General features: G+C 67.0%; 21 protein-coding genes and 1 pseudogene. 13 read left to right on the forward strand and 9 right to left on the reverse strand.

Going from position 1 to position 19,876, the window contains the following annotated elements; translation table 11 throughout:
- Nucleotides 1-359 precede the first annotated feature (359 nt).
- Nucleotides 360-1,583, forward strand: a complete 1,224-nt coding sequence (locus AB4Z47_RS13655) for a glycosyltransferase (protein WP_441950841.1) — start codon at nucleotides 360-362, stop codon at nucleotides 1,581-1,583.
- A gap of 306 nt (nucleotides 1,584-1,889) precedes the next feature.
- Here AB4Z47_RS13655 and AB4Z47_RS13660 read toward each other — a convergent pair whose 3' ends face one another.
- Both AB4Z47_RS13660 and AB4Z47_RS13665 read right to left on the reverse strand, forming a co-directional pair.
- A complete protein-coding gene (locus tag AB4Z47_RS13660) occupies nucleotides 1,890-2,408 on the reverse strand; it encodes a DUF6328 family protein (protein ID WP_441950842.1) in 519 nt (172 codons plus the stop codon).
- Nucleotides 2,395-2,817 carry a ChaB family protein gene (locus tag AB4Z47_RS13665; protein WP_441950844.1) on the reverse strand — a complete coding sequence of 141 codons (423 nt, stop codon included), beginning with the start codon at nucleotides 2,815-2,817 and terminating at the stop codon, nucleotides 2,395-2,397. The genes AB4Z47_RS13660 and AB4Z47_RS13665 overlap by 14 nt, the downstream gene beginning before the upstream one ends.
- Before the next feature lie 133 nt (nucleotides 2,818-2,950).
- Between AB4Z47_RS13665 and AB4Z47_RS13670 the strand changes: the two genes are divergently transcribed.
- The 3 genes from AB4Z47_RS13670 to AB4Z47_RS13680 are packed head-to-tail and all read left to right on the forward strand — an operon-like array spanning nucleotide 2,951 to nucleotide 4,494.
- The gene (locus AB4Z47_RS13670) at nucleotides 2,951-3,514 is read left to right on the forward strand and encodes a nucleotidyltransferase family protein (RefSeq protein ID WP_441950845.1); all 564 of its coding nucleotides are present in this window, start codon (nucleotides 2,951-2,953) and stop codon (nucleotides 3,512-3,514) included.
- Nucleotides 3,515-3,769, forward strand: coding sequence for a BON domain-containing protein (locus AB4Z47_RS13675; protein ID WP_441950846.1), 255 nt, complete (start codon nucleotides 3,515-3,517; stop codon nucleotides 3,767-3,769). It begins immediately after the preceding gene.
- Between the two features lie 5 nt (nucleotides 3,770-3,774).
- On the forward strand, nucleotides 3,775-4,494 hold the full coding sequence (locus AB4Z47_RS13680; RefSeq protein ID WP_441950847.1) for a metallophosphoesterase family protein: 720 nt from the start codon (nucleotides 3,775-3,777) through the stop codon (nucleotides 4,492-4,494).
- Between the two features lie 14 nt (nucleotides 4,495-4,508).
- Here the strand turns inward: AB4Z47_RS13680 and AB4Z47_RS13685 are convergent, their stop codons facing one another.
- Entirely contained in the window at nucleotides 4,509-4,928 is a 420-nt protein-coding gene (locus AB4Z47_RS13685; protein WP_441950849.1) for a CBS domain-containing protein, read from the reverse strand.
- 214 nt (nucleotides 4,929-5,142) lie between these two features.
- On the opposite strand from AB4Z47_RS13685, the gene AB4Z47_RS13690 reads away from it, so the two are divergent.
- The 4 genes from AB4Z47_RS13690 (at nucleotide 5,143) to AB4Z47_RS13705 (ending at nucleotide 7,501) form a co-directional block, all read left to right on the forward strand.
- Nucleotides 5,143-6,081, forward strand: coding sequence for a glycosyltransferase (locus tag AB4Z47_RS13690; RefSeq protein ID WP_441950851.1), 939 nt, complete (start codon nucleotides 5,143-5,145; stop codon nucleotides 6,079-6,081).
- 233 nt (nucleotides 6,082-6,314) lie between these two features.
- Nucleotides 6,315-6,656: a hypothetical protein gene (locus AB4Z47_RS13695; RefSeq protein ID WP_441950853.1), complete on the forward strand. Its 342-nt coding sequence runs from the start codon at nucleotides 6,315-6,317 to the stop codon at nucleotides 6,654-6,656.
- 75 nt (nucleotides 6,657-6,731) lie between these two features.
- Nucleotides 6,732-7,190: a hypothetical protein gene (locus AB4Z47_RS13700; RefSeq protein WP_441950854.1), complete on the forward strand. Its 459-nt coding sequence runs from the start codon at nucleotides 6,732-6,734 to the stop codon at nucleotides 7,188-7,190.
- Entirely contained in the window at nucleotides 7,187-7,501 is a 315-nt protein-coding gene (locus AB4Z47_RS13705; RefSeq protein WP_441950856.1) for a hypothetical protein, read from the forward strand. The genes AB4Z47_RS13700 and AB4Z47_RS13705 overlap by 4 nt, the downstream gene beginning before the upstream one ends.
- 306 nt (nucleotides 7,502-7,807) lie before the next feature.
- Here the strand turns inward: AB4Z47_RS13705 and mbp1 are convergent, their stop codons facing one another.
- Nucleotides 7,808-8,056 (reverse strand): microaggregate-binding protein 1, encoded by a 249-nt coding sequence (mbp1, locus tag AB4Z47_RS13710; protein WP_441950858.1) that lies wholly within the window; start codon nucleotides 8,054-8,056, stop codon nucleotides 7,808-7,810.
- A 220-nt stretch (nucleotides 8,057-8,276) separates the two neighbouring features.
- Between mbp1 and AB4Z47_RS13715 the strand changes: the two genes are divergently transcribed.
- A complete protein-coding gene (locus AB4Z47_RS13715) occupies nucleotides 8,277-9,788 on the forward strand; it encodes an FAD-dependent oxidoreductase (RefSeq protein WP_441950859.1) in 1,512 nt (503 codons plus the stop codon).
- A gap of 91 nt (nucleotides 9,789-9,879) precedes the next feature.
- On the opposite strand, the gene AB4Z47_RS13720 is transcribed toward AB4Z47_RS13715, so the two are convergent.
- The 3 genes from AB4Z47_RS13720 to AB4Z47_RS13730 all read right to left on the reverse strand — a co-directional run bounded on the left by AB4Z47_RS13720 (nucleotide 9,880) and on the right by AB4Z47_RS13730 (nucleotide 12,892).
- The gene (locus AB4Z47_RS13720) at nucleotides 9,880-10,740 is read right to left on the reverse strand and encodes an SDR family oxidoreductase (protein ID WP_441950860.1); all 861 of its coding nucleotides are present in this window, start codon (nucleotides 10,738-10,740) and stop codon (nucleotides 9,880-9,882) included.
- Nucleotides 10,741-10,800: 60 nt separating this feature from the next.
- Nucleotides 10,801-11,877 (reverse strand): PP2C family protein-serine/threonine phosphatase, encoded by a 1,077-nt coding sequence (locus AB4Z47_RS13725; protein WP_441950861.1) that lies wholly within the window; start codon nucleotides 11,875-11,877, stop codon nucleotides 10,801-10,803.
- A 370-nt stretch (nucleotides 11,878-12,247) separates the two neighbouring features.
- Nucleotides 12,248-12,892 carry a pentapeptide repeat-containing protein gene (locus AB4Z47_RS13730; protein WP_441950863.1) on the reverse strand — a complete coding sequence of 215 codons (645 nt, stop codon included), beginning with the start codon at nucleotides 12,890-12,892 and terminating at the stop codon, nucleotides 12,248-12,250.
- A 300-nt stretch (nucleotides 12,893-13,192) separates the two neighbouring features.
- Here AB4Z47_RS13730 and AB4Z47_RS13735 point away from each other — a divergent pair, with 300 nt between their 5' ends.
- The gene (locus AB4Z47_RS13735) at nucleotides 13,193-14,347 is read left to right on the forward strand and encodes a serine hydrolase domain-containing protein (protein ID WP_441950864.1); all 1,155 of its coding nucleotides are present in this window, start codon (nucleotides 13,193-13,195) and stop codon (nucleotides 14,345-14,347) included.
- A gap of 297 nt (nucleotides 14,348-14,644) precedes the next feature.
- Here the strand turns inward: AB4Z47_RS13735 and AB4Z47_RS13740 are convergent, their stop codons facing one another.
- Nucleotides 14,645-16,156, reverse strand: coding sequence for a flavin-containing monooxygenase (locus AB4Z47_RS13740; protein ID WP_441950865.1), 1,512 nt, complete (start codon nucleotides 16,154-16,156; stop codon nucleotides 14,645-14,647).
- A 496-nt stretch (nucleotides 16,157-16,652) separates the two neighbouring features.
- Here AB4Z47_RS13740 and AB4Z47_RS13745 point away from each other — a divergent pair, with 496 nt between their 5' ends.
- The 3 genes from AB4Z47_RS13745 (at nucleotide 16,653) to AB4Z47_RS13755 (ending at nucleotide 19,632) form a co-directional block, all read left to right on the forward strand.
- On the forward strand, nucleotides 16,653-17,798 hold the full coding sequence (locus AB4Z47_RS13745) for an LLM class flavin-dependent oxidoreductase (RefSeq protein ID WP_441950869.1): 1,146 nt from the start codon (nucleotides 16,653-16,655) through the stop codon (nucleotides 17,796-17,798).
- 120 nt (nucleotides 17,799-17,918) lie between these two features.
- Nucleotides 17,919-19,313 (forward strand): amino acid permease, encoded by a 1,395-nt coding sequence (locus AB4Z47_RS13750; RefSeq protein ID WP_441950866.1) that lies wholly within the window; start codon nucleotides 17,919-17,921, stop codon nucleotides 19,311-19,313.
- 175 nt (nucleotides 19,314-19,488) lie between these two features.
- On the forward strand, nucleotides 19,489-19,632 hold the full coding sequence (locus AB4Z47_RS13755) for a hypothetical protein (protein WP_441950867.1): 144 nt from the start codon (nucleotides 19,489-19,491) through the stop codon (nucleotides 19,630-19,632).
- Nucleotides 19,633-19,766: 134 nt separating this feature from the next.
- On the opposite strand, the pseudogene AB4Z47_RS13760 reads toward AB4Z47_RS13755, so the two are convergent.
- Nucleotides 19,767-19,876 (reverse strand): annotated as a pseudogene (locus AB4Z47_RS13760) (IS982 family transposase); the annotation flags it as partial.

The raw sequence follows: 19,876 nt of genomic DNA on the forward strand, positions 1-19,876 counted from the left end.
TCGGCGAAAGCGTCGATGAAAGCCGCATCCACTCTTCCGCCCTATGTCGGGGTCCCCACCACGCCGTCGTAGCGTCGGGCCGCGTTCACGGGTGCACGCAGAACGGATCGGTCTTCTTGTCGACTGCCCGCATACAGCCGAGGCAAACAACTGCGTAATCCGCGGCTGCCCGGCCGTTCGTCCTTCCCGATTGATCGGGAGTGGACCGAGGCCGCGGCCGCTAGCCGCCGCGCATTGTTTCGGTCCACACCGCGAGGGCATATCCGGCATAAATCCGGATCCATATATTCCCACCCGGCCGGGGGCAACGCACACTGTCGCTTCCCGCCGCGCCGCACCGGAGGAGAACGGAGCGAATCGTGAAAATTGCCATGGTTTCCGAGCAGGCGAGCCCTGTGGCGCGGCTCGGCGGCGTGGACGCAGGCGGACAGAACGTCCATGTCGCAGAACTCTCGGCAGCATGCGCCAGACGCGGGCACGAAGTCACGGTCTACACCCGGCGGGACAATCCGGCGGACGAGCAGGAAGTGCGCACAGCGGCGGGCTACCGAGTCGTCCATGTACCGGCCGGCCCACCGAAGCCGCTCGGGAAAGACCAGATTCTCCCGTATCTCGGCGAATTCGGTTCGTTCCTGCAGAGGCACTGGGCTGTGGAGAAACCCGACATCGTGCACGCCCACTTCTGGATGTCGGGGTTGGCCGCTGAGCTGGCGGCGCGGACGCGCAAAATCCCGGTTGTGCTCACCTTTCACGCACTCGGCACGGTGAAACGGCGTTATCAGGGCATGGTCGATACCAGCCCGCGCTCCCGCGTCCGGTTCGAACGATTGATCGCCGCGCGCGCGGCGCACATCCTGGCCACCTCCGCCGACGAGATAGTCGAGTTGGGCAGAATGGGTGTCCCACGGTTCCGAACCTCTCTCGTGCCGTGTGGGGTTGATCTGTCGACGTTCACGCCCGAAGGGCCCACTGCCGAACGCGATCATCCGCATCGGCTGCTCGCTGTGGGGCGCTTGGTGCCCCACAAGGGGTTCGACACTTCGATCAAGGCATTGCAGGAACTGCCTGACACGGAATTGCTGATCGCGGGCGGCCCCGCCGACGACGACAGCGAGCACCGACGGCTGCGCCAGATCGCCGTGGATTACGGCGTGCAAGAGCGGGTTCGGTGGCTCGGACCGGTCGCACGCGCGCAGCTGCCGCGCTGGTATCGCTCCGCCGACGTGGTGCTGTGCACGCCATCGTACGAGCCGTTCGGGATGGTTCCGCTGGAAGCGATGGCATGCCGCAAACCCGTCGTCGCGACCGCGGTCGGCGGCATGCTCGACACGGTGATCGACGGAGTGACCGGACGTCTGGTCGCGCCGGCCGAGCCGATCGCCGTCGCGCGCGCCGTGCGCCCCTTGCTCGACGACGCCACCCTGCGCGACACCTGGGGCGCCGCGGGATATCAGCGGGCCGCGGGCCGCTACAGCTGGGATCGGATCGCAATGGAAACGCTGACTGCCTACCACCGGGCCGCACCAACACGCACAGGTGATGTCGTCTCGTCGGCAAGAGAAGAGGAATCGGCAATGTCTTGATCACCCGAGGCGCCTCCGGTCTCGGCGCGGCAATCGCCGAGGCGTTGCAGCAGGCACTTCCCTGATCATCGACCGGAGCCGGCCGGAAGACGGATTCGCTTGGAAATACGCGAACCTCGCGGGCTTCTTCGATGCCGAGAACGCGGCCGCCGCTCTGCTGCAACGGATGGACGGCGATCTCGACGCGCCTTGTCCGCAGCGACGCGTGCGGTCGGCCGGAAGACGTCCCGACCACCGATGGGGAGCGGATGATCGAAATCTGCGCGGCACGGTTGGCGTCGTCCGCGGCGCGAGCGGCGAAGCAGGTCAGCGGTCCACCCGCATGCTCACCCGGCGCCACCGCCACGGCGCGACCAGCCAGGTCGTGAGGAACAGCGCTGCGACGACGGCGCCAGCGAACACCCCTTCGGCGGTGCCCGCGACCAGGGCGACGACCAGAACCACCGCACCGGTGAGCGCGAGGCCGAGCAGGGCGACACCGGCGAGCGCGCAACGGTGTGCCGCCGCCACCACGCTACCCAAGCGGTGGCGCCGGAACAGGATTCGATGCCACGAGACCGGGGCCACCAAGAACACTGTCGCGCCGATCGCTGCACCGATGGTGGCAAGGTAGAGCATGCGCAGCGGCTGCGAGAGCGTGCCGAAAGCGGCCTGGAACGGCAGAATCAGCAGCGCACTGATCAGGAACTGCACCCCCGTCTGCACGACCCGCAGTTCCTGCACCAGGTCGCTCCAGTTGCGATCGAGTCGCTCCACCTCGGTTTCGTGCCGCGCCTGCCGATACCAGGCGTCCCCGTCACTGTCGCGGTCGTCACTTTCGCGCACCGGCGGTCTCCAGGCGATTGGCCTTCTCGATCGCCGAGACGAGTTCGTCCTTGGTCATCTTCCACCGGCCGGTGACCTGCAGCCTGCTCGCGATGTCGAGGAGATGTTTCTTGGTCGCGTTGGCGTTCACGCCCTCGGCCGTCTCGCCCTTCGCGTTCGGCCCGCCGCTCTCGGCCCGCTCGTCGGAGGGTCCACGCTGGTCTTTCGGCTCCCAGTGGTCGCCGACCCTTTCGTAGCTGTGCTTCAACGCGCTGTAGGCAACGCGGTGTGCCCGCTCTTCGCTGCCGTATTCCTTCAACGCGGAATCGTGTGCCTTGGCGAAGGTCCGCTGCGCCTTGTCCCCCGACCGTTGCAGCGTGCTCGGCAACTCCGACTTCTTTGCGTCACCACGTGCGGTTGTCTTGGGCATTTCCGGCGCTCCTTCCTTGTCGAATCGACGTACGGACCGCCGCCGATTCCAGCCAGTGGCGGTCCGCCCCGTACGTGCTCGCTTACCCGGTCAGTGCACGATTAACCCGGCATTCCCCGGGTACCACCGCAGCATGTCAGCGACGATCGACCAACTGCTGCATTCGCTGACCCGCGCGGTGAACGCGCTGTCCGGCGCCGGTATCAAGTTCGCGGTGGCGGGTGGGTGCGCGATATACGCGCGCGGCGGCCCGGTCAGCCATCACGATGTGGACATCTTCGTCAAACCGGAGGACGTGTCGCAGGCCATGCAGACGTTGGCCCGCAGCGGATTGCGGGTGTGCGATCCGCCAGAGGATTGGCTGCGCAAGGTCTACGACGGCGACGTTCTGATCGATGTGATCTTCCGGCCGAACAACCGAGAAGTGACCGACGAATTACTCGACCGCGCCACCGTAATGCGGATCGGGCCCGCGGCGGCGCCGGTGATCAGCGGCACCGATCTCATGGTGGACAAGATGCTGGTCTTCGATGCGCACCGGCTCGACCTCAGCCCGCTCCTGCACACAGCGCGTGACGTGCGCGAACAGGTGGACTGGGCGGCAGTGCGCGAGCAGACCGCCGTGTCCCCGTACGCCAGGGCGTTTCTCGGGCTGCTCGACGACCTCGGCATCACCGATACGGGGAAGGTGAACTGAATGGAACAACCCCAGTACCTTGTCGCGCACCTGCGCAGGGCGCTCGCCGAGGATCCACGGACCGCCGAACTCGGCGTGCACGTGACGATCCGCGGCGACGTGGTCGTGCTCGGCGGCGAAGTGAGCAGCGAGCGCGTCAAACAGCAGTTGGAAACGATAGTGCGCGAACAGCTTCCGCAAGCGCGGATCCACAACGACGTTCACGTCACGCACCTCGCCGCGCCCGCTGACAGTGAAGATCTCGGAAGGGGTTGAACGGAATGCGAATCGCGGCGGTCGGCGATGTCCACCTGGGTGCGGAATCACGCGGTCAATACCGGCCCGCGATGCTGGAACTGCCCGAACGCGCGGACATCCTCCTGCTGGCAGGCGACTTGACCAGGCACGGCACGATGGAGGAAGCCGAGGTCGTTGCGGCGGAGTTCAGCAGCATCGGTGTCCCGGTCGTCGCGGTCCTCGGCAACCACGACCACCACAGCGATGTCGAGCAAGACATCGTGAAGCTGCTGACCGACCACGGCATCACAGTGCTGGAAGGAACGGCGGTGTGCTTCGATATCGACGGACACACTCTGGGGGTCGCGGGTACCAAGGGCTTCGGTGGTGGGTTCGCCGGAAAGTGCGCCAGCGTTTTCGGCGAGCGCCTGATGCGCGAATTCGCCGCGCATACTGTGGATCTCGCAGGATCGCTGAGCAGCGCCCTGGCCGAATCGAGCGCCGACGTCACGATCGCGCTGACGCACTACTCCCCCGTCAGTGACACTTTGCATGGTGAACCGCGGGAGATCTACCCATTCCTCGGCTCGTACCTGCTCGGTGAGGCTATCGACGCGACAGGTGCCGATCTCGCACTGCACGGCCATGCGCACGCCGGCGCCGAACGGGGCACCACCCCGGGGGGCATCCGGGTGCGCAACGTGGCGCAACCGGTGATCCGTTCGGCGTACGCGGTCTACGAACTGCACCCGGATGGGGCCTGATCGGCGCAGCGGGATCAGAAGTCGGTCGAGACCGCCTCGACCGTGCTACCCGACTCGGCGTTGCCGAGCGACGTCGCGACGTCGGCCTGCGCGATGATGCCGACCAGACGGTGGTTCTCCAGGACCGGCACGCGCCGTATCTGATACTGAGACATCACCGACATGACTTTGCGCACGTCGTCGGTCGCTTCCACGGTCACCGGCGCGCCTTCGGCGAGTTCGCCCGCGTCCACCCCGAGCGGGTCTTTGCGTTCCGCGACCACCTTCAGCACGATATCGCGGTCGGTCAGCATGCCTTTCAGCCGATCGTCCTCGCCACAGATCGGCAGCGCCCCCACGTTCAGCTCCGCCATCCGTTGCGCCGCGGTGACGACAGAGTCGCTGGAGCGCACGCACTGTACGTCCGGCGACATGATCTCTCGTGCGATTGTCATCAGGGTTCCTCCTCCTCGTGACGGAATGAGTGCGTCGGCCGTCCGGCCACTCGTTGTCCGCGTACCCGGGTCTGGCACATGTACACGTTCGCCTGCGCCCGCGTTTCGGACGTGGTGGCGCGGGCACTCGGCGGATATGGAAGCTCCGACGACTCATTCGAACGGGGCGACGAGATCTCTGAACGTCCTCGTCTGGCATGTGCACGGCTTCTGGATGACCTCGTTCCTACAGGGGCGCCACCGCTATCTGTTGCCGTATGACGCCGAGCTCGGCGTTTGGGCGCGGGGCCGCCGCGGACGCGCCTGGCCCGGCAATGCCATCGAGATCGCACCAGCCGACCTCGCCGACGAAGACATCGATGTCGTTGTCCTGCAACGCCCGCACGAACTGGACCTGGTTTCGGATTGGCTGCGCCGGTCCCCCGGCTCCGACCTGCCCGCGATCTACGTCGAGCACGACACGCCACATGAGCATGCGGCGCTCACCCGGCACATCCTGGCCGACCGCACCGATATCCAGCTCGTGCACGTCACGCCCTTCAATCGGCTGATGTGGGACAACGGTCGGTGCCCGACCACGGTCATCCCACACGGTGTGCTCGATCCAGGGCATCGCTATACCGGCGAACTCCCGCGGGCCGCCACAATCATCAACGAGCCGGTACGGCGCTGGCGGATCACTGGCACCGATCTGCTCGGTCCACTGTCCGACGCCGCACCGATCGACGCCTACGGGATGGGCACCGAGGGTCTGCACAGGGCACTCCGGGTCGCCCCTGAACGGGTGTGCGGTGTCGGCGACATCACGCAGGACCGCTTACACGTCGAGCTGGCTCGCCGGCGGGTATTCGTGCATGTTCCACGCTGGACATCCCTGGGTATGTCGGTGATCGAGGCGATGTACCTCGGGATGCCGATCGTGGCGCTCGGCACCACGGAGGCCTCGGCATCGATCCCTGCCGAGGCGGGAGTCGTATCCACCGAACCGGGCATCCTCGCCGAGGCGATCCGGCAGTTCCTGCACGAACCGATGTTCGCCCAGCTGACGGGCAAGGCTGCCCGGCATTGGGCGCAGGCCAACTTCGGTATCGACGAGTACGTCGCCAGATGGGACCGCCTGTTGACCTACATCGCCGACGGACAAGGCGGATGAGTGAGCAGTCCTGGTGGCCCGCCTGAACAGCGCGAGCGACGTCCTGTCGACCGGTCCCGCCATGCAGGCGATCGCCCGACGTGCCGAGCCGGTGACGTTCCTTCCGATCTCGCCGAACGCGCTGCGTGCGATCGTCGCCGCCACTGCACCGCTGCTGCGGACACCGGTTGGTCCGTTACGAACGGGGTATCCGGTCGGACACCCCGTTCGAAGTCAGACGAAAGGACATGCTCATGCTTCCCGAACCCGATGAACCGACGAAGCGATACGATCCTGCCGAGCACGGTCTGCCCCGGGAGCACAGCTTCCCGGACCACGCGAGAACCGCCCGGAGTCATGCGGGCGAATCCATCGAAGACGCTCGCAATTGGCCCGGGATGATCCTCGTCGGGGTCGGCGTCGTCATCGTCGCGCTCACCTTGACTGCTGCGGGCTACGGCTTCGAAGGCTGGGCCGTCATCGGAGGCATCGTCGCCGCGGTGTGTCTGCTCACCGGAATCTTCCTGATCATCGCCGAGCATCGAAAGGTCAAGGCCCGCGAAGGACGCGCGCTGACCGATCCGGGCGGCCACTGATTCGGAGCGGTCGAGCGGGGTATGCGAAATCGTAACGCTGTGCGTTATCGGCGTTTTCGATTCGGAGGAGAAGACATGACACACCATCGCTATCGTGCGACACGCGCCTTGCTGATCGCCGGTGTGCTAGTGACGGGAGCGGTCCTGGTCGGGTGCACGGATGACAAGGACGTCGATTCCGCACCCACCTCCCCGACCGATGCCACTGTCTCGATCACGATGCCCGCACCGAGTTCGTCGCAGGTGCCCAACATCGACGAGATCACCCCCGCGGCCGCGAAACAGTTGTGCGACATGATCCGTCCGGAAATCGACCACTGGCGCAACCAGGGTTCCACGGTCGGCAAGGTGAGTTTCAATGGCACCGTCCACAATTGGGCGGCCCGCAACGGAGGCCTGAACGACACGGTCATTCGGGACCGCTCGGTAGTCGATGCCATCACCACCCAGAACTGCCCGGATGTGCGTCAGCAGGCGCTCGAGGCGCTCGACATCCCGGATCTCGCCTCGGGACTCGCGGGATTCGGTCGATGAGAGCGGCATGCGCGATAGCGGCCTATCTGGTGACCACTGCTGCCGTGGTCGGCTGCGGTGACGAGGCGAAGAAGGTGGTGAATCGCGGCGGCGACACCAAGTGCAGCGAGTTCGTTGCCCAGGACGCGGACAAGCAGCGCATTACCGTCACGAAATTCCTGGAGCAGGAACGCAATGGCGACGCGCCACCGAGTGAGGACCGCACTATCGACGCCGTGATCGCGGCGATCGAACTGATGTGCTCAGCGCAGGCCAATCCGGATACACCGATCCGCAAGGCGGACCTCTCGGGTGTCCTCGTGCCCAAGTGAGGCAAAAATATGACAAGTACAACAACGCGCCACCACCAGAACGTCGTCGATTTATTGCTCGTGCAGCACAGCAGAATGCGCGAATTGGTCGATGAAATGCTGTCCGCATCGGACGCCGAACGGCGGGAACCGCTAGAGGAGTTGGCGCGCTTGCTCGCTGTACACGAAGCTACCGAAGCCGCACTCCTGCACACCGCGGCACGCTCTGGATAATTCGGTACTTCGGACAATTCGTTGGCAGCCTGGCCGGAAAGCGAGGGTTGTCCGGCGAAAGGCGGACAACCCCTCCGTCGCCGCCGACGTCGACTACTGCTGCCCACTCTGGTAGGCGCGCTGACGCTTCTCGTCGACCGCCGCCTCGGCGCGTTCCTTCTCGGCGGCCGCCTCCTTCTGCGCGGCTTCGCGCTGAGATCCGGCCTTGTCCTGCTGGGCCTTGCCCTCGTCCCGCAGCTCGTCCTTTCCGAAGACCGTTCCGGCGGCCTCCTTGACCTTGCCCTCGACGTCTTCCACGGCGCCTTCGAGCCATTCGCGGGGGCCGCTCTTGTGTTCGGCCACGATATCTACCTCCGAAATATCGGTTATCAGGTGGACGTAGATCGCGCACCCGGGGTACGCAGGCTCGATCAGGACTCCACGCTGTCGGGCTTCTGGATGGCGACCGCCGAATATTTGGCCGGCACGGCGGGATGAGCAGAAATACATTCGACCCGAGCCGGCGTATACGCATATTTTGCCGGGTGCGTTTCAGCACGTCGGGACCGGCTATGCCGCACGCATGACGTCATTGTGGTTGCATGATGCCCAGGTGCCGGCGCGGTTGCGGCTGACGCCTGGATCGCGCTTCGACACCGTCGTGATCGGCGCCGGGCTCACCGGTCTGGTGACCGCGTTGCTGCTCGCACAAAGTGGCATCCAGGTGGCGGTGCTCGAAGGTCGGCGTGTCGGCGCGGGAACGACCGGCGCCACGACCGGAAAGATCAGCCTTCTCCAAGGAACTCGCGCACAGCAGATCGCGCGCCACCATGCCGACCGCACCGTCCGCGCCTACGTCGATGCCAATCGTGAAGGGCAGGAGTGGTTGCTGCGCTTCTGTGCTCAGCGTGGGGTGCCGGTGCAGCGCGCGGCGGCATTCACCTACGCGCAGACCGAGGCCGAAAGGGCCGCGGTGCGAACCGAATACGCCGCGACACAAAAGGCGGGGCTGCCCACCGAACTGGTCGACGAACTCGACCTGCCCTTCCCCAGCCACGGCGCCGTGCGGCTGCCGGACCAGGCGCAAGTCGACCCGATGAAACTGCTGGCCGCACTGGCTGCCGAGGTCGAAGCCCATGTCGCGCCGATCTACGAATCGACGCTGGCCCGGGCCGTGCACCACAACCGAGATGGCGACCTTGTGGTGGCGACCGAGCACGGTGACCTGGCCGCGGGCACGGTCGTCCTCGCCACGGGCACACCGATTCTGGACCGCGGCGGTTTCTTCGCGCGGCTCACCCCGCAGCGCTCGTATCTGGCTGCTTTCCGCGTGGACGAACCCATTCCGCACGACATGTATATCAGTGCGGGACAACCCACCCGGTCGCTGCGCTACGCCCCGGAACCAGAGGGTGATCTGCTGCTGGTCGGCGGCAACGGCCACGTGGTCGGCCGTGGCGGCTCGACACGCGCGAAGGCCGCCGACCTGGTGAGCTGGACGCAGACCTGGTTCCCTACCGCCGATCTGACCTACCAGTGGTCGGCACAGGATTATGCTCCGGTCGGCGAGCTGCCCTACGCCGGGCCCCTGCTGCCCGGTATGGAGCGCATCCTGGTGGCCACCGGCTATGCCAAGTGGGGCATGACCAACGGAGTCGCGGCCAGCATCGCACTGGCCGGGAGGCTCACCGGCAAACCACCGCGCTGGTCCGGAGCGTTCGCCAGCTGGCGTCCGGACGAACTGAAAGCGCTCCCGTCCGCGGCCCGCATGAATACCGCAGTCGCCCGGTACCTTTCGGCAGACTGGCTGCGGGTCGTTGTGAATGGCTCCGGCTACGGCGAGGTTCCGGCCGAAGGTAGCGGCTCTGTCGACCGACACGGTCTGCGACCGACCGCCACCTGCACAGTCGACGGCACCACCACCCGACTGTCGGCGGTGTGTCCGCACCTGTACGGCATCGTGCACTGGAACGACGCCGAGTGCACCTGGGACTGTCCCCTGCACGGCTCGCGGTTCGCGCCCGACGGCACGCTACTGGAAGGTCCGGCCACCAAGCCACTCACCGTCTTTCATGCCTCGGAGGACTCACGCTGACCGAGTTCACGGGCCCGCTCGCTCGGATCGGCTCCGCCACCTGAAGACCATGATTTCTACGGCAAATGTGGAGCATGCCTGGATCTCGTCGTCAGCGCGCGGGCGCCGTGGCGTTCTGATCGATGTAGCGCGTCATCGCCCAGTTCAGACCGCGCATCGCCAGGGTGTAGGCGGGCGGGATGTAGCGTTGTGCCCAGAAGCCGACGCGGATGTCGGGCGAGGTGAAGACCAGGTACCTGTCGCGCTCGACGCCGCGCACGATCGCCCGCGCGGCCGCTTCCGGCGTGACCGCATGCCGCGTGAACAGCGACATACCGCGCTGCACCGCCTCGGCCGTGGGGTCCACGCCCGCGATCTCGACGCGGTCGACCATCGGTGTCGCCATCGCCCCTGGGCACACCAGGCTCACTCCGATACCGTGGCGTCGCAGGTCGAACCGCAGCACCTCCGACACCCCGCGCAAACCGAATTTTCCCGCGCTGTAGGGCGCGTGCCACGGCAGACCGAACAGGCCCGCGGCTGAGGACACGTTCACGACGTGGCCGCCGCGCCCCGCCGCGATCATCGGCGGGACGAACTCCTCGATCACGTGGATCGGACCCATCAGATCGATGTCGATGGTGCGCCGCCACTGTTGGTGGGTCAGGCGATCGACGGTGCCCCAGGTCGCGATCCCCGCGACGTTCATGACGATGTCGACGCTGCCGACCTCGGCGTGCACCTCGGCCGCCAGCGCGACAACCTGGTCGTGGTCGCTGACGTCGGTAGTCGCGGCGCGGTGAACGGTCGCGCCTGCCGCGCGCGCGTCGTCAGCGGTCCGGCGCAGGCCGTCCTCGGCGATATCGATGAGGACGAGGGCGGCGCCCTTGGCCGCCGCCGCGAGCGCCGTGCTGCGGCCGAGACCGCTGGCCGCCCCGGTAATCAGACAGGTTTTGCCGCCGAACTTCGTCATAGGGGACGACCATACGCATCCATGAACACCGTTGTCTATGAATGGTGGACCGTGGAAAAGCTACTGTTCAGACGACGGATGGCCGTTGTCTGCTTCGGTGTTCACCGTCTCACGCTGCGGAACCGAAACCACTGCGACCGTGATGTTGTCACCGCCGCCGGAGCGCAACGCGAACTCGACGAGGCCGCGGGCCGCTGTCATGGGTGCGGCCGCTGTAGCCGGTCCCGCCAGGGCGGCCGGGGCGGGCAGGTAGTTCCATAGGCCGTCTGAGCACAGCAGCAACACACCTGGGCCGGCGGTGCGTATTGTCCGCACGCAATTGTCCGCCCACGGCATGGGCGGGCTGTCCGCGCCGAGCCAACGGATCAGAGTATGCGCGCGTGGATCGTTCATGGCTGCGCGCTCGTCCATCGCGCCCGCGTCGACGAGGGCTTGGGCCCACGAATCGTCGGAGCTCAGCCGCTGCGACGGCGCGTTACCCGTCCCTTCCGCAGACTCGGCCCGCAACCAATAGGCCCGGCTGTCACCCACGTTGGCGATGGTGATCTCGGTCGTCTCCGCGGCATGCGGCACGATCGCGCAGACGTAGGTGCACGACGGAGCAGGGCCGTCGGCGACGTCGACATCCCGAACCGCCTGCGCCGCCGCCGCGAGCCCGGTCATGATCGCCTCGGTCGGGGCCTGCCCGGCCGCGAGTGCGGTGACGGTCGCGTGCACGCCGGCCCGGACCGCCGCACCGGAGGCCACTTGCGGCTGCGTGGAGGTGGACACGCCGTCACTCACCGCTATCACGGTGGCTGCGGGTGCCCCAGAGGTCGCGCCATCGATCACAGCTGCTGCGACCGCGTCCTCGTTGCGCTGATGGACGAGGCCGCGATCGGTGATTACCGCGACGGCCGCGAGATCGGCCTCGCAACGATCTCGGCGTGCTTGCGGCCGACGGCATTCCGCGCAGCGTCCTTCGGCGTTGTAGCGGTCGCTGCCGCAGCCCGCGCACGGGCCGGGTGCACTCGGATCGTGGCTCGGCAGCGCGACGAACCGGTACCCGAGTTCGCGTCCGCACGCCGGGCAGACGTTGCTGTCCAAGCCCACGGCGCCGCACCCCACGCAACGTAGGTCGATCCCCTGGTCGCTCATCGGCGTCTCCCCGGCCCGCGCATGCCCATGGCTGCCGACGCGGCGACGGGAGCCGCAGTGCTGTTCGTATGCAGTCCGCCCAGCCGTATCCACAGTGGCCCGTTGCTGGTGCGAGATTTCACACCGTCCTCCTTCATCTCCCCGGCCCGGCGACTCCGCTCGGAATAGTACGGGAGCTTTCTCGGAGGCAGATCCCAGTGTCGGCTCGACCGAGATCCGGCCGTGACCGGCGCGCTGTCCGATATCAGACATAAGAGGCAGGCCATCGGTTTGGCACGTTGACGACGCACGGCACTCGCTGCAGGGCCGCACCAGGTGCAGGATGGCCTTCGTCAGGGAGTTCTGTCGAGCAGTAGGTCGACCGGCCACGTCAGTCCGCGACGGTGACGCCGACGGCCCTCGCGAAGGAAGGCGCCAGGTCCATCAGCTGCATGCTGCTGATCGTGGCGCCACGCAGGGCGTCGAGTCCGTCGGCGATGTCGAGGCCCGCCGCACCACGCAGGTCCACTTTCGACAGCCGGGCCTTGTTCAACGACAGCCCACCCAGCCTCGATCCGGGGACGGTGATCTTCGTGAGCTCGGCATCGCCGAAATCGCAGTCGCGCAGCACGCAATCGATGAAGGAGACCTCCCGCAGCCGCGCGCTGCGAAAGTTCACCGAGTCGAACTTGCAGCCCTCGAATCGCACTCGTCGCAGGTTCGCGCCCGCGAAATCGACACCGGACAGAGCGCCGGCGATCAGTTCGCCGTCCATCCAGACCGTGTCGGCGAGTTCGGTTCCCACCCAGCGGACATGGCGCAGCCACACGTCGGTGAACCGGGTGTAGCGCATGCTTCCCCGGTTGATCGCCATCGAGGTGAACGCGGACTCGCTGAACCGCGCGTTCGGCATGTCGAGGTCGTCGAACCGGCCGCCGTCCACCCGCACACAGTCGTAGTCGCCTTCGGGCTCGAGGCCGCCCTCCAGTGTGGTGAGGAATGGGGCGTAGGGCAGGTCGTCGAGCTCGCGCGGCATGCGCTCCTCCAGTTCGTCGCGGTGGTCCGGTCGCCTCGCGAGTATGGCGGCCGGCACCGACAGCCTCGGCAGGGCCCGGAACTGCCGTGCGACTCACTCGACGATCGCGTCCAACCGAGCGGCAGGGTGCGCAGGTAACAACTCCCTCGGGGTCGCCGGCACCGATCGGCTGCTCGTATGGAAACGTCGCAGACGTTGACCATCCTCGGCCATCGCCACGCGAAAATGCGCCCTACCCGGCCATATCGGGCGGTGACCACGGCGCATGCCGTTCGTCCGCGTCGTGACATGCTGTGCCGCATGAGGATCGAAGGAACGATTGCCGCTGGGTACGAGGCGGTGCGAGAGGCGTTCGCGGCGAATTTCGCCGAACAGGGCGAGATCGGCGCCGCGGTTTGCGTGTATCGAGACGGTGAGCCGGTGGTCGATCTGTGGGGCGGGATCGCTGACCCCGAGACCAACCGGCCGTGGCAGCGTGACACGCTGCAACTGGTCTATTCCGCGACCAAGGGGGTGGTTGCCACCGCCGCGCATCTGCTCGTCCAGCGCAAACAGCTCGACCTCGACGCTCCGGTGGCACGGTACTGGCCGGAGTTCGCGGCGGAGGGCAAGGACGAGATTCCGGTACGGTGGCTGCTCACCCACCAGGCGGGTCTGGCGGCGTTGGATAAGCCGGTGACGTTGGGCGACGCGCTGAGATGGACCCCGATGGTCGACGCGCTGGCCGCGCAGGCGCCGAATTGGACGCCGGGCGCCGCGTTCGGCTATCACGGCAGGACCTATGGGTGGCTGGTGGGTGAGGTGATCCGGCGGGTCTCCGGACGCACTCCAGGGCGGTTCCTCAGCGAGGAGATCGCCGGAGGGTTCGACATCGACTTCTTCATCGGCCTCCCGCCGGAGGAACAGCCTCGCGTCAGCCGATTGGTGTTCGCCCCCGTGCCTGATCTGTCCGAGGCGGACGTTCCCGAACCGCTGCGTCGACTGTTCGCGGCGATGCGGGAACCCGAGGCGCTGGTGAATCGCGCCTTCCAGATCACCGATCCCCCGGACATCGACTTCAACTCCCCGGCAGTCCAGGCGGCGGAGATCCCCGCGAGCAATGGGATCGGCACCGCGCACGGTCTGGCGCGCGTCTATGCGACCCTCGTCGGCGAAGTCGACGGACGGCGTCTACTCACTGCGGACACGATCGCGACGGCCACCCGTGAACAGGCGGTCGGAACCGATCAGGTACTGCTGCTTCCTGGCCGGTACGCTACCGGCTACATGCTGCCCACTGCCGAGTTGCCGCTCGGCGGTCCGGCTTCCTTCGGCCATCCCGGCCGCGGCGGCAGCCTCGCCTACGCCGATCCCGAACGCCGCCTGGCGTTCGCGTACGTCACCAACTACATCGTCGAGGGCGCGGTCGACCTGCGCGCCCGCAACCTGGTCGACGCGCTGGACACTGTGTTGTAGGCGGTGTCGCTCCGGTCACCGCGGGTGTGCATGTTCGGCAATGCGCCCGGGCGGGCAGTCGCCAACGTGGGCGGGCCCAGTCCAGGCGGTGACAGGAAGGGTTTCGCTCGCAATCGACAACGTGGCTGTCTCGGCGCTCCCCGAATGTCGACAACGCCTACCTCCGCCACGCGGCCGGGCCGCAGGGGTGACGACCCGCGCTGTCCTCCTCGACGAGGCTCCGCGCACCGTGAGTGGCAGCCACGTGTGCGTAGAGTTCTCCGGGGTCGCGGCGGGTGCGTCGGAGTGCCGCCGCGATCAGGCGCTGCGCGAACCTGCCAGCGGCCGGTCGGCCTCCGCCGCATATACAGCGGCCCCGCTGAACGTGAGCACCCCGTCCTCGAGCGCGCCCTTGCGCAGCAGTTTGCGGTCGCGGAAGTAGTTGTTGATCACCTGCCATGGGCCGTTGGTGCCCTGGCGCGGCATCACTGCATCGCCACGCTGGATGTAACCGGAGGTCAACGCGCCGCCCATTACCGATTGGGCGGCGCGATCGCCCTCTTCGGCGATCGCCTCGACCCGGGTGTAGCCGTGCGCCTTCATGTGGTTGAGCAGGCGGCAGAAGTATTCGGCTGCCAGGTCGGCCTTCAGCGTCCAGGAGGCGTTGGTGTAGCCGAGCACCATCATCGCGTTCGGCACGCTGTCGAGCAGCGCGCCCTTGTAGGCCACCCGGTCGCGGATGATCACGGGCTCGCCGTCGACGTCCAGGCTCGCACCTCCGAGCATCTGCACGCTCAGGCCGGTCGCGCTGATGATGATGTCGGCGGGCAATTCCGCACCCGAGGAAAGGCGGATACCGGTCTCGGTGAACGTCTCGATGCGATCGGTGACAATGGACGCCTTGCCGCTGCGCAGCACCTTGAACAGATCGCCGTTGGGCACCACACACAGACGCTGATCCCAGGGGTTGTAGCTCGGGGTGAAATGGCGCATGTCGATGTCCGAACCGACCTGCATGCGCACCGCACCGAGCAGCAGTTTCTTGGCGGCCTCCGGGTTGGTCCGGGAGAGCTGGAAACTGGCGCGCTGCAACGCGATATTGCGGGCACGGCCCATCCGGTAGGCGATCTCGGCGGGCACTCGAGCCAGCTTCATGCCCACCGCCACCGGGTCGTCGGCGGGCAGTGCGGTGATATAGGTCGGCGAGCGCTGCAGCATGGTGACGTGCGCGGCGTCGTCACTCATCGCCGGGATCAGGGTGATCGCGGTGGCGCCGGAGCCGATCACCACGACCCGCTTGCCGGTGTAGTCGAAATTTTCGGGCCAGTGCTGCGGATGCAGGATCCGGCCGCCGAAATTCTCCTCGCCGGGGAACGTCGGCCGGTAGCCGTTGTCGTAGTCGTAGTAGCCGGTGCAGCCGACCACGAAATCGCTGGTGTAGACCTCGGTCTCGCCGGTCTGTTGGTTGTGCGCCTCGACCGTCCACTTGCCGGCCTGACTGGACCAGCGCGCCGTGGTCACCTTGCGTCCGAACCGGATGTGCCGGGTGACGCCGTACTCGGCGGCGGTGTTCTCGATGTACTGGCGGATGCGCGGTCCGTCGGCGAGCACCTTGGTGCCGTGCCAGGGACGGAAGCCGTAGCCGAAGGTGTACATGTCCGAGTCGGAGCGAATTCCGGGGTACCGGAACAGATCCCAGGTGCCGCCGATGGCGGTCCTGCGTTCCAGGATGGCGTAGCTGCGCCCGGTCCGCTCTCTGGTGAGATGGCAGGCCATACCGATTCCGGACAGGCCTGCGCCGATGATCAGTACGTCGATATGCCGCGTCATTGAGGTACTCGTTTCGTCTGGTCGGCCCCGGCGCTGTGGGGCGAGCACTGCCGCCAGCGTATATGTTATTTATGGTTACGCCTAATTGTGGATGTGCACACGCGGCGCGGATTAAAAACCGCGGTGGTTCCAAACGGTGACCCCGGCCCGTCGAGCGCTCAGCATGGATCACTGCGGCGCGCCTAGAAGACGCACCGCCTGTCCTATCCCCCGTCCCGCCTATCCCCCGTCCCGAGGTGTCGCGTGTCTGTCATCGCTTCGGCCCAGTGCTGGCTCGGGTTGTTTCGCGTCCGCGGTGGCGCACTCGGCGTGGCCCATATCGGGACCATCCGCTCGCCCCGGGGACCATCGCCTCCGAGCAGGGCGTCGCCGACACGTTCGCGAACGCGGGCCTGATCCCGCACAAGGTGTCGATCGCCGAGTGTCGATCGCCGACTACACCGACACCCGCTTCAACGACCTGTTCCCCCGGCCTCCTGAAGGGAGTTGGCTCAGCATGAGTCTGTCGTTCCACTGGTTCCTACCCACCTATGGCGACTCCCGCGGCCTGGTCGCGGGCGGGCACGGCACCTTCATGTCCGGCGACCGTCCGGCCAGTCTGCGCTACCTGAACCAGATCGGCGCGGCCGCCGAGGCCAACGGCTTCGAGGCCGTGCTGACCCCCACCGGTGCGTGGTGTGAGGACGCCTGGCTCACCACGGCCATGATGGTGGACACCACCGAGACGCTGAAGTTCCTGGTGGCTTTCCGGCCCGGCCTGGTCAGCCCGACGCTGGCGGCGCAGATGGCGGCCACCTTCCAGCGGCACTCGCGGGGCAGACTACTGCTGAACGTCGTGACCGGCGGCGAACCACACGAACAGCAGGCCTACGGCGACTTCCTGGACAAGACCCAGCGCTACGCACGCACCGGCGAGTTCCTGCACGTGGTGCGGGAACTGTGGAACTCGACCGAGCCGGTCACCTTCGACGGCGAGCACATCCGCGTGCACGAGGCGCTGCTGGGCAACCGGCCAGACCCACTTCCTCCGGTGTTCTTCGGCGGTTCGTCGGAACCGGCCGGTCCGGTGGCGGCCCGCTACGCCGACACCTACCTCACCTGGGGCGAACCGCTGCTCGCGGTAAGCAGGAAGCTGGAGTGGATCCGCAGCCTCGCCGTGGACTACGGGCGCGTGCTCGACTACGGCCTGCGCGTCCACGTGATCAGCAGGGACACCTCGGAGCAGGCGTGGGCCGAGGCCGATCGCCTGCTCGCAAGCATCGACCCGGCGGATATCGAGCGGGTGCAGACCAACCTGGCTCGCAGCGAATCCGAGGGCCAGCGCCGGATGTCTGAGCTGCACGGCGGTCGTACCGATCGGCTGGAGATCGCGCCCAACCTCTGGGCGGGCGTCGGCTTGGTGCGCGGCGGCGCGGGCACCGCGCTGGTCGGGTCGCACGCCGAAGTCGCCCACCGGCTGACCGAGTACTCGAAGCTCGGCATCACCCACTTCATCCTGTCCGGCTACCCGCACCTCGAAGAGGCATACTGGTTCGGCGAGGGCGTGCTGCCGATCCTGGAACGCAAGGGTTTGTGGCGCAACCCCAACCGCACTGCGCAGGTCGCCGCCGCTACACCGTTCGCGGCGTCGTCCAGCAGCTGAGCACCGCGCGGCCAGCATGGCCGTGACACCCCCGTTAGCAGTGTGTCGCCCCACGCGGTGAGAATGGTCTACCGGTTCGGCCCACCGGCCGCGACCGGCAGACCGTTTCGTGAGGGAGTCATGACCACCGCACCAGCTGGGCGATGGCGCCGCCGCCTGCCCGACACCGCGACGATCGAGGCAGGCGCGCCCACGCTCGCGCGCAGGCTCGGGCGACTCGATCTCACCGCTATGGGCGTCGGAGCCATCGTCGGTGCGGGGATCTTCGTCATCACCGGCGTGGCCGCCGCCGAGAAGGCCGGACCCGCCATCATGCTGTCGTTCACTTTGGCCGGAACCGTCTGTGTGCTGGTGGCACTGTGCTACAGCGAGCTCGCGGCAATGGTGCCCGTCTCCGGCAGCGCCTACACCTACACCTATGCGACGCTCGGCGAAGGCCCGGCGTTCCTCGTCGGGTGGAATCTGCTGCTGGAATTCGTCATCGCCGGCGCCGCGGTGGCAATCGGCTGGTCTGGGACGACGGTGTCGGCACTGGACTCACTATTCGGCATCACCATCCCGAAGGCGCTGGCCGCCGGGCCTGCCGAAGGCGGCGTGCTGAACCTGCCCGCCGTGCTGATCATCGCCGCGATCGTCGCGGTGCTGGTCGGCGAGGTGACGCTCACGGCCCGGATCACCAAGGCGCTTGTGGGGCTGACGATCGGCGTGCTGGTGCTGGTGGTGGCCGTCGGCGCGCCGCACATCGACATCGGCAACTGGACGCCGTTTGCGCCGTTCGGGCTTGGCGGCGTCATCGGCGGAGCGGCGATCGCGTTCTTCGCGTTCCTCGGCTTCGACGTCGTGGCCACATCGGCGGAGGAAGCCCGTGAGCCGCGCCGGGACGTGCCGTTCGCCATCATCGCCACGGTGCTCATCGCCACTGTGCTCTACGCGCTGGTCAGTGCGGTGCTCACCGGCATCGTTCCGTTCGCGTCGCTGAACAACAGTGCGCCGATCGCGACCGCGTTCGGCCGGCTGCACATCGGCTGGATCGGCAACGTCATCGTCATCGCTTCGATCATCGCCCTCACAAAGGGACTGCTGTTGATCGTGTACGCGCAGGTGCGGCTGATGTTCGCGATGTGCCGCGACCGGCTGCTCCCGTACGGACTCGCGGCCACCGGCAAGCGCTCGACCCCGGCGCGGTCGACGCTGCTGCTCGGCGGGCTCGGCGCGGTGATCGCGGGACTGCTACCGATCGACATCGTGGTCGAGTTGGTGAACATCGGCGCGCTGTCGGCGTTCGCGGTGGTGTGTGTCGGGGTGCTGGTGTTGCGCCGGGTGGAGCCGGATCGCGAGCGTCCGTTCCGCACCCCGCTCGTTCCGCTGGTTCCGGTTCTCGCGCTCATCGGCTGTGTGCTGCTCGCGACCACCCTCGATGCGCTCACCTGGGTGCGGTTCGCAGTGTGGGTGCTCGTCGGCACCGCGGTCTATTTCGGCTACGGACGCAAGCGCTCCACGCTCATCGGGCAATGATCCACCGCCACACGCTTGGGTCGGGGAACCTCACCATGAGCACGGAACGCGCTGCGCCTTGCGCCGTTTTTTCGGCAGGCTCACCTCGTACCCGACGCGCGGGTGCCGCCTGAGGAAGGGCGGTGAACCGACGTTCGAAGACGAAAAGCAGATCCGTGGTCTGATCGAGCGCTGGGTGACCGCTGTGCACGCCGGTGATCTGGACATGGTGGTCGCCGATCACGCATCCGACACGTTCGACTTCGACGTGCCGCCGCCGGCCCAGGGTGTTCGTTGGATCGACGCCTATCATGCAGCGTTGCCCGGTTACTTCGAGTGACAGGCGCAAGGCGCGACGTTCGACCTGGTCGCACTCGAGGTCACCGCAGGCCCCGGCCAAACATGTCGCACGAGTCAGCCGGCGTTGTGGCGTCCTCTAGATGAATGATTCCAAGCGGTGGGTCTCACCGCTGGTCAGTGATCGTAGGCGGTCAGTGACCGGTGGATCGGTGCGTTGGTGGTGTCGTTGTGCCAGATCGCGGCGGTGAGCGCAAGCAGGCGTTGCAGGATGCGGACGCAGACAC

This window comes from Nocardia sp. 2TAF39, from assembly GCF_052114905.1.
Taxonomy (GTDB): Bacteria; Actinomycetota; Actinomycetes; order Mycobacteriales; family Mycobacteriaceae; genus Nocardia.

Excerpts from the sequence above, each read along its gene's own strand:
- AB4Z47_RS13750 (WP_441950866.1), top strand. The coding sequence starts at position 17,919 with ATGACCACCGCACCAGCTGGGCGATGGCGCCGCCGCCTGCCCGACACC.
- AB4Z47_RS13685 (WP_441950849.1), bottom strand. The coding sequence starts at position 4,928 with ATGACAATCGCACGAGAGATCATGTCGCCGGACGTACAGTGCGTGCGC.
- AB4Z47_RS13730 (WP_441950863.1), bottom strand. The coding sequence starts at position 12,892 with ATGCCGCGCGAGCTCGACGACCTGCCCTACGCCCCATTCCTCACCACA.
- AB4Z47_RS13680 (WP_441950847.1), top strand. The coding sequence starts at position 3,775 with ATGCGAATCGCGGCGGTCGGCGATGTCCACCTGGGTGCGGAATCACGC.
- AB4Z47_RS13675 (WP_441950846.1), top strand. The coding sequence starts at position 3,515 with ATGGAACAACCCCAGTACCTTGTCGCGCACCTGCGCAGGGCGCTCGCC.
- AB4Z47_RS13690 (WP_441950851.1), top strand. The coding sequence starts at position 5,143 with ATGACCTCGTTCCTACAGGGGCGCCACCGCTATCTGTTGCCGTATGAC.
- AB4Z47_RS13705 (WP_441950856.1), top strand. The coding sequence starts at position 7,187 with ATGAGAGCGGCATGCGCGATAGCGGCCTATCTGGTGACCACTGCTGCC.
- AB4Z47_RS13715 (WP_441950859.1), top strand. The coding sequence starts at position 8,277 with ATGACGTCATTGTGGTTGCATGATGCCCAGGTGCCGGCGCGGTTGCGG.
- AB4Z47_RS13745 (WP_441950869.1), top strand. The coding sequence starts at position 16,653 with ATGAGTCTGTCGTTCCACTGGTTCCTACCCACCTATGGCGACTCCCGC.
- AB4Z47_RS13665 (WP_441950844.1), bottom strand. The coding sequence starts at position 2,817 with ATGCCCAAGACAACCGCACGTGGTGACGCAAAGAAGTCGGAGTTGCCG.
- AB4Z47_RS13670 (WP_441950845.1), top strand. The coding sequence starts at position 2,951 with ATGTCAGCGACGATCGACCAACTGCTGCATTCGCTGACCCGCGCGGTG.
- AB4Z47_RS13720 (WP_441950860.1), bottom strand. The coding sequence starts at position 10,740 with ATGACGAAGTTCGGCGGCAAAACCTGTCTGATTACCGGGGCGGCCAGC.
- AB4Z47_RS13740 (WP_441950865.1), bottom strand. The coding sequence starts at position 16,156 with ATGACGCGGCATATCGACGTACTGATCATCGGCGCAGGCCTGTCCGGA.
- AB4Z47_RS13695 (WP_441950853.1), top strand. The coding sequence starts at position 6,315 with ATGCTTCCCGAACCCGATGAACCGACGAAGCGATACGATCCTGCCGAG.
- AB4Z47_RS13735 (WP_441950864.1), top strand. The coding sequence starts at position 13,193 with ATGAGGATCGAAGGAACGATTGCCGCTGGGTACGAGGCGGTGCGAGAG.
- AB4Z47_RS13700 (WP_441950854.1), top strand. The coding sequence starts at position 6,732 with ATGACACACCATCGCTATCGTGCGACACGCGCCTTGCTGATCGCCGGT.
- AB4Z47_RS13725 (WP_441950861.1), bottom strand. The coding sequence starts at position 11,877 with ATGAGCGACCAGGGGATCGACCTACGTTGCGTGGGGTGCGGCGCCGTG.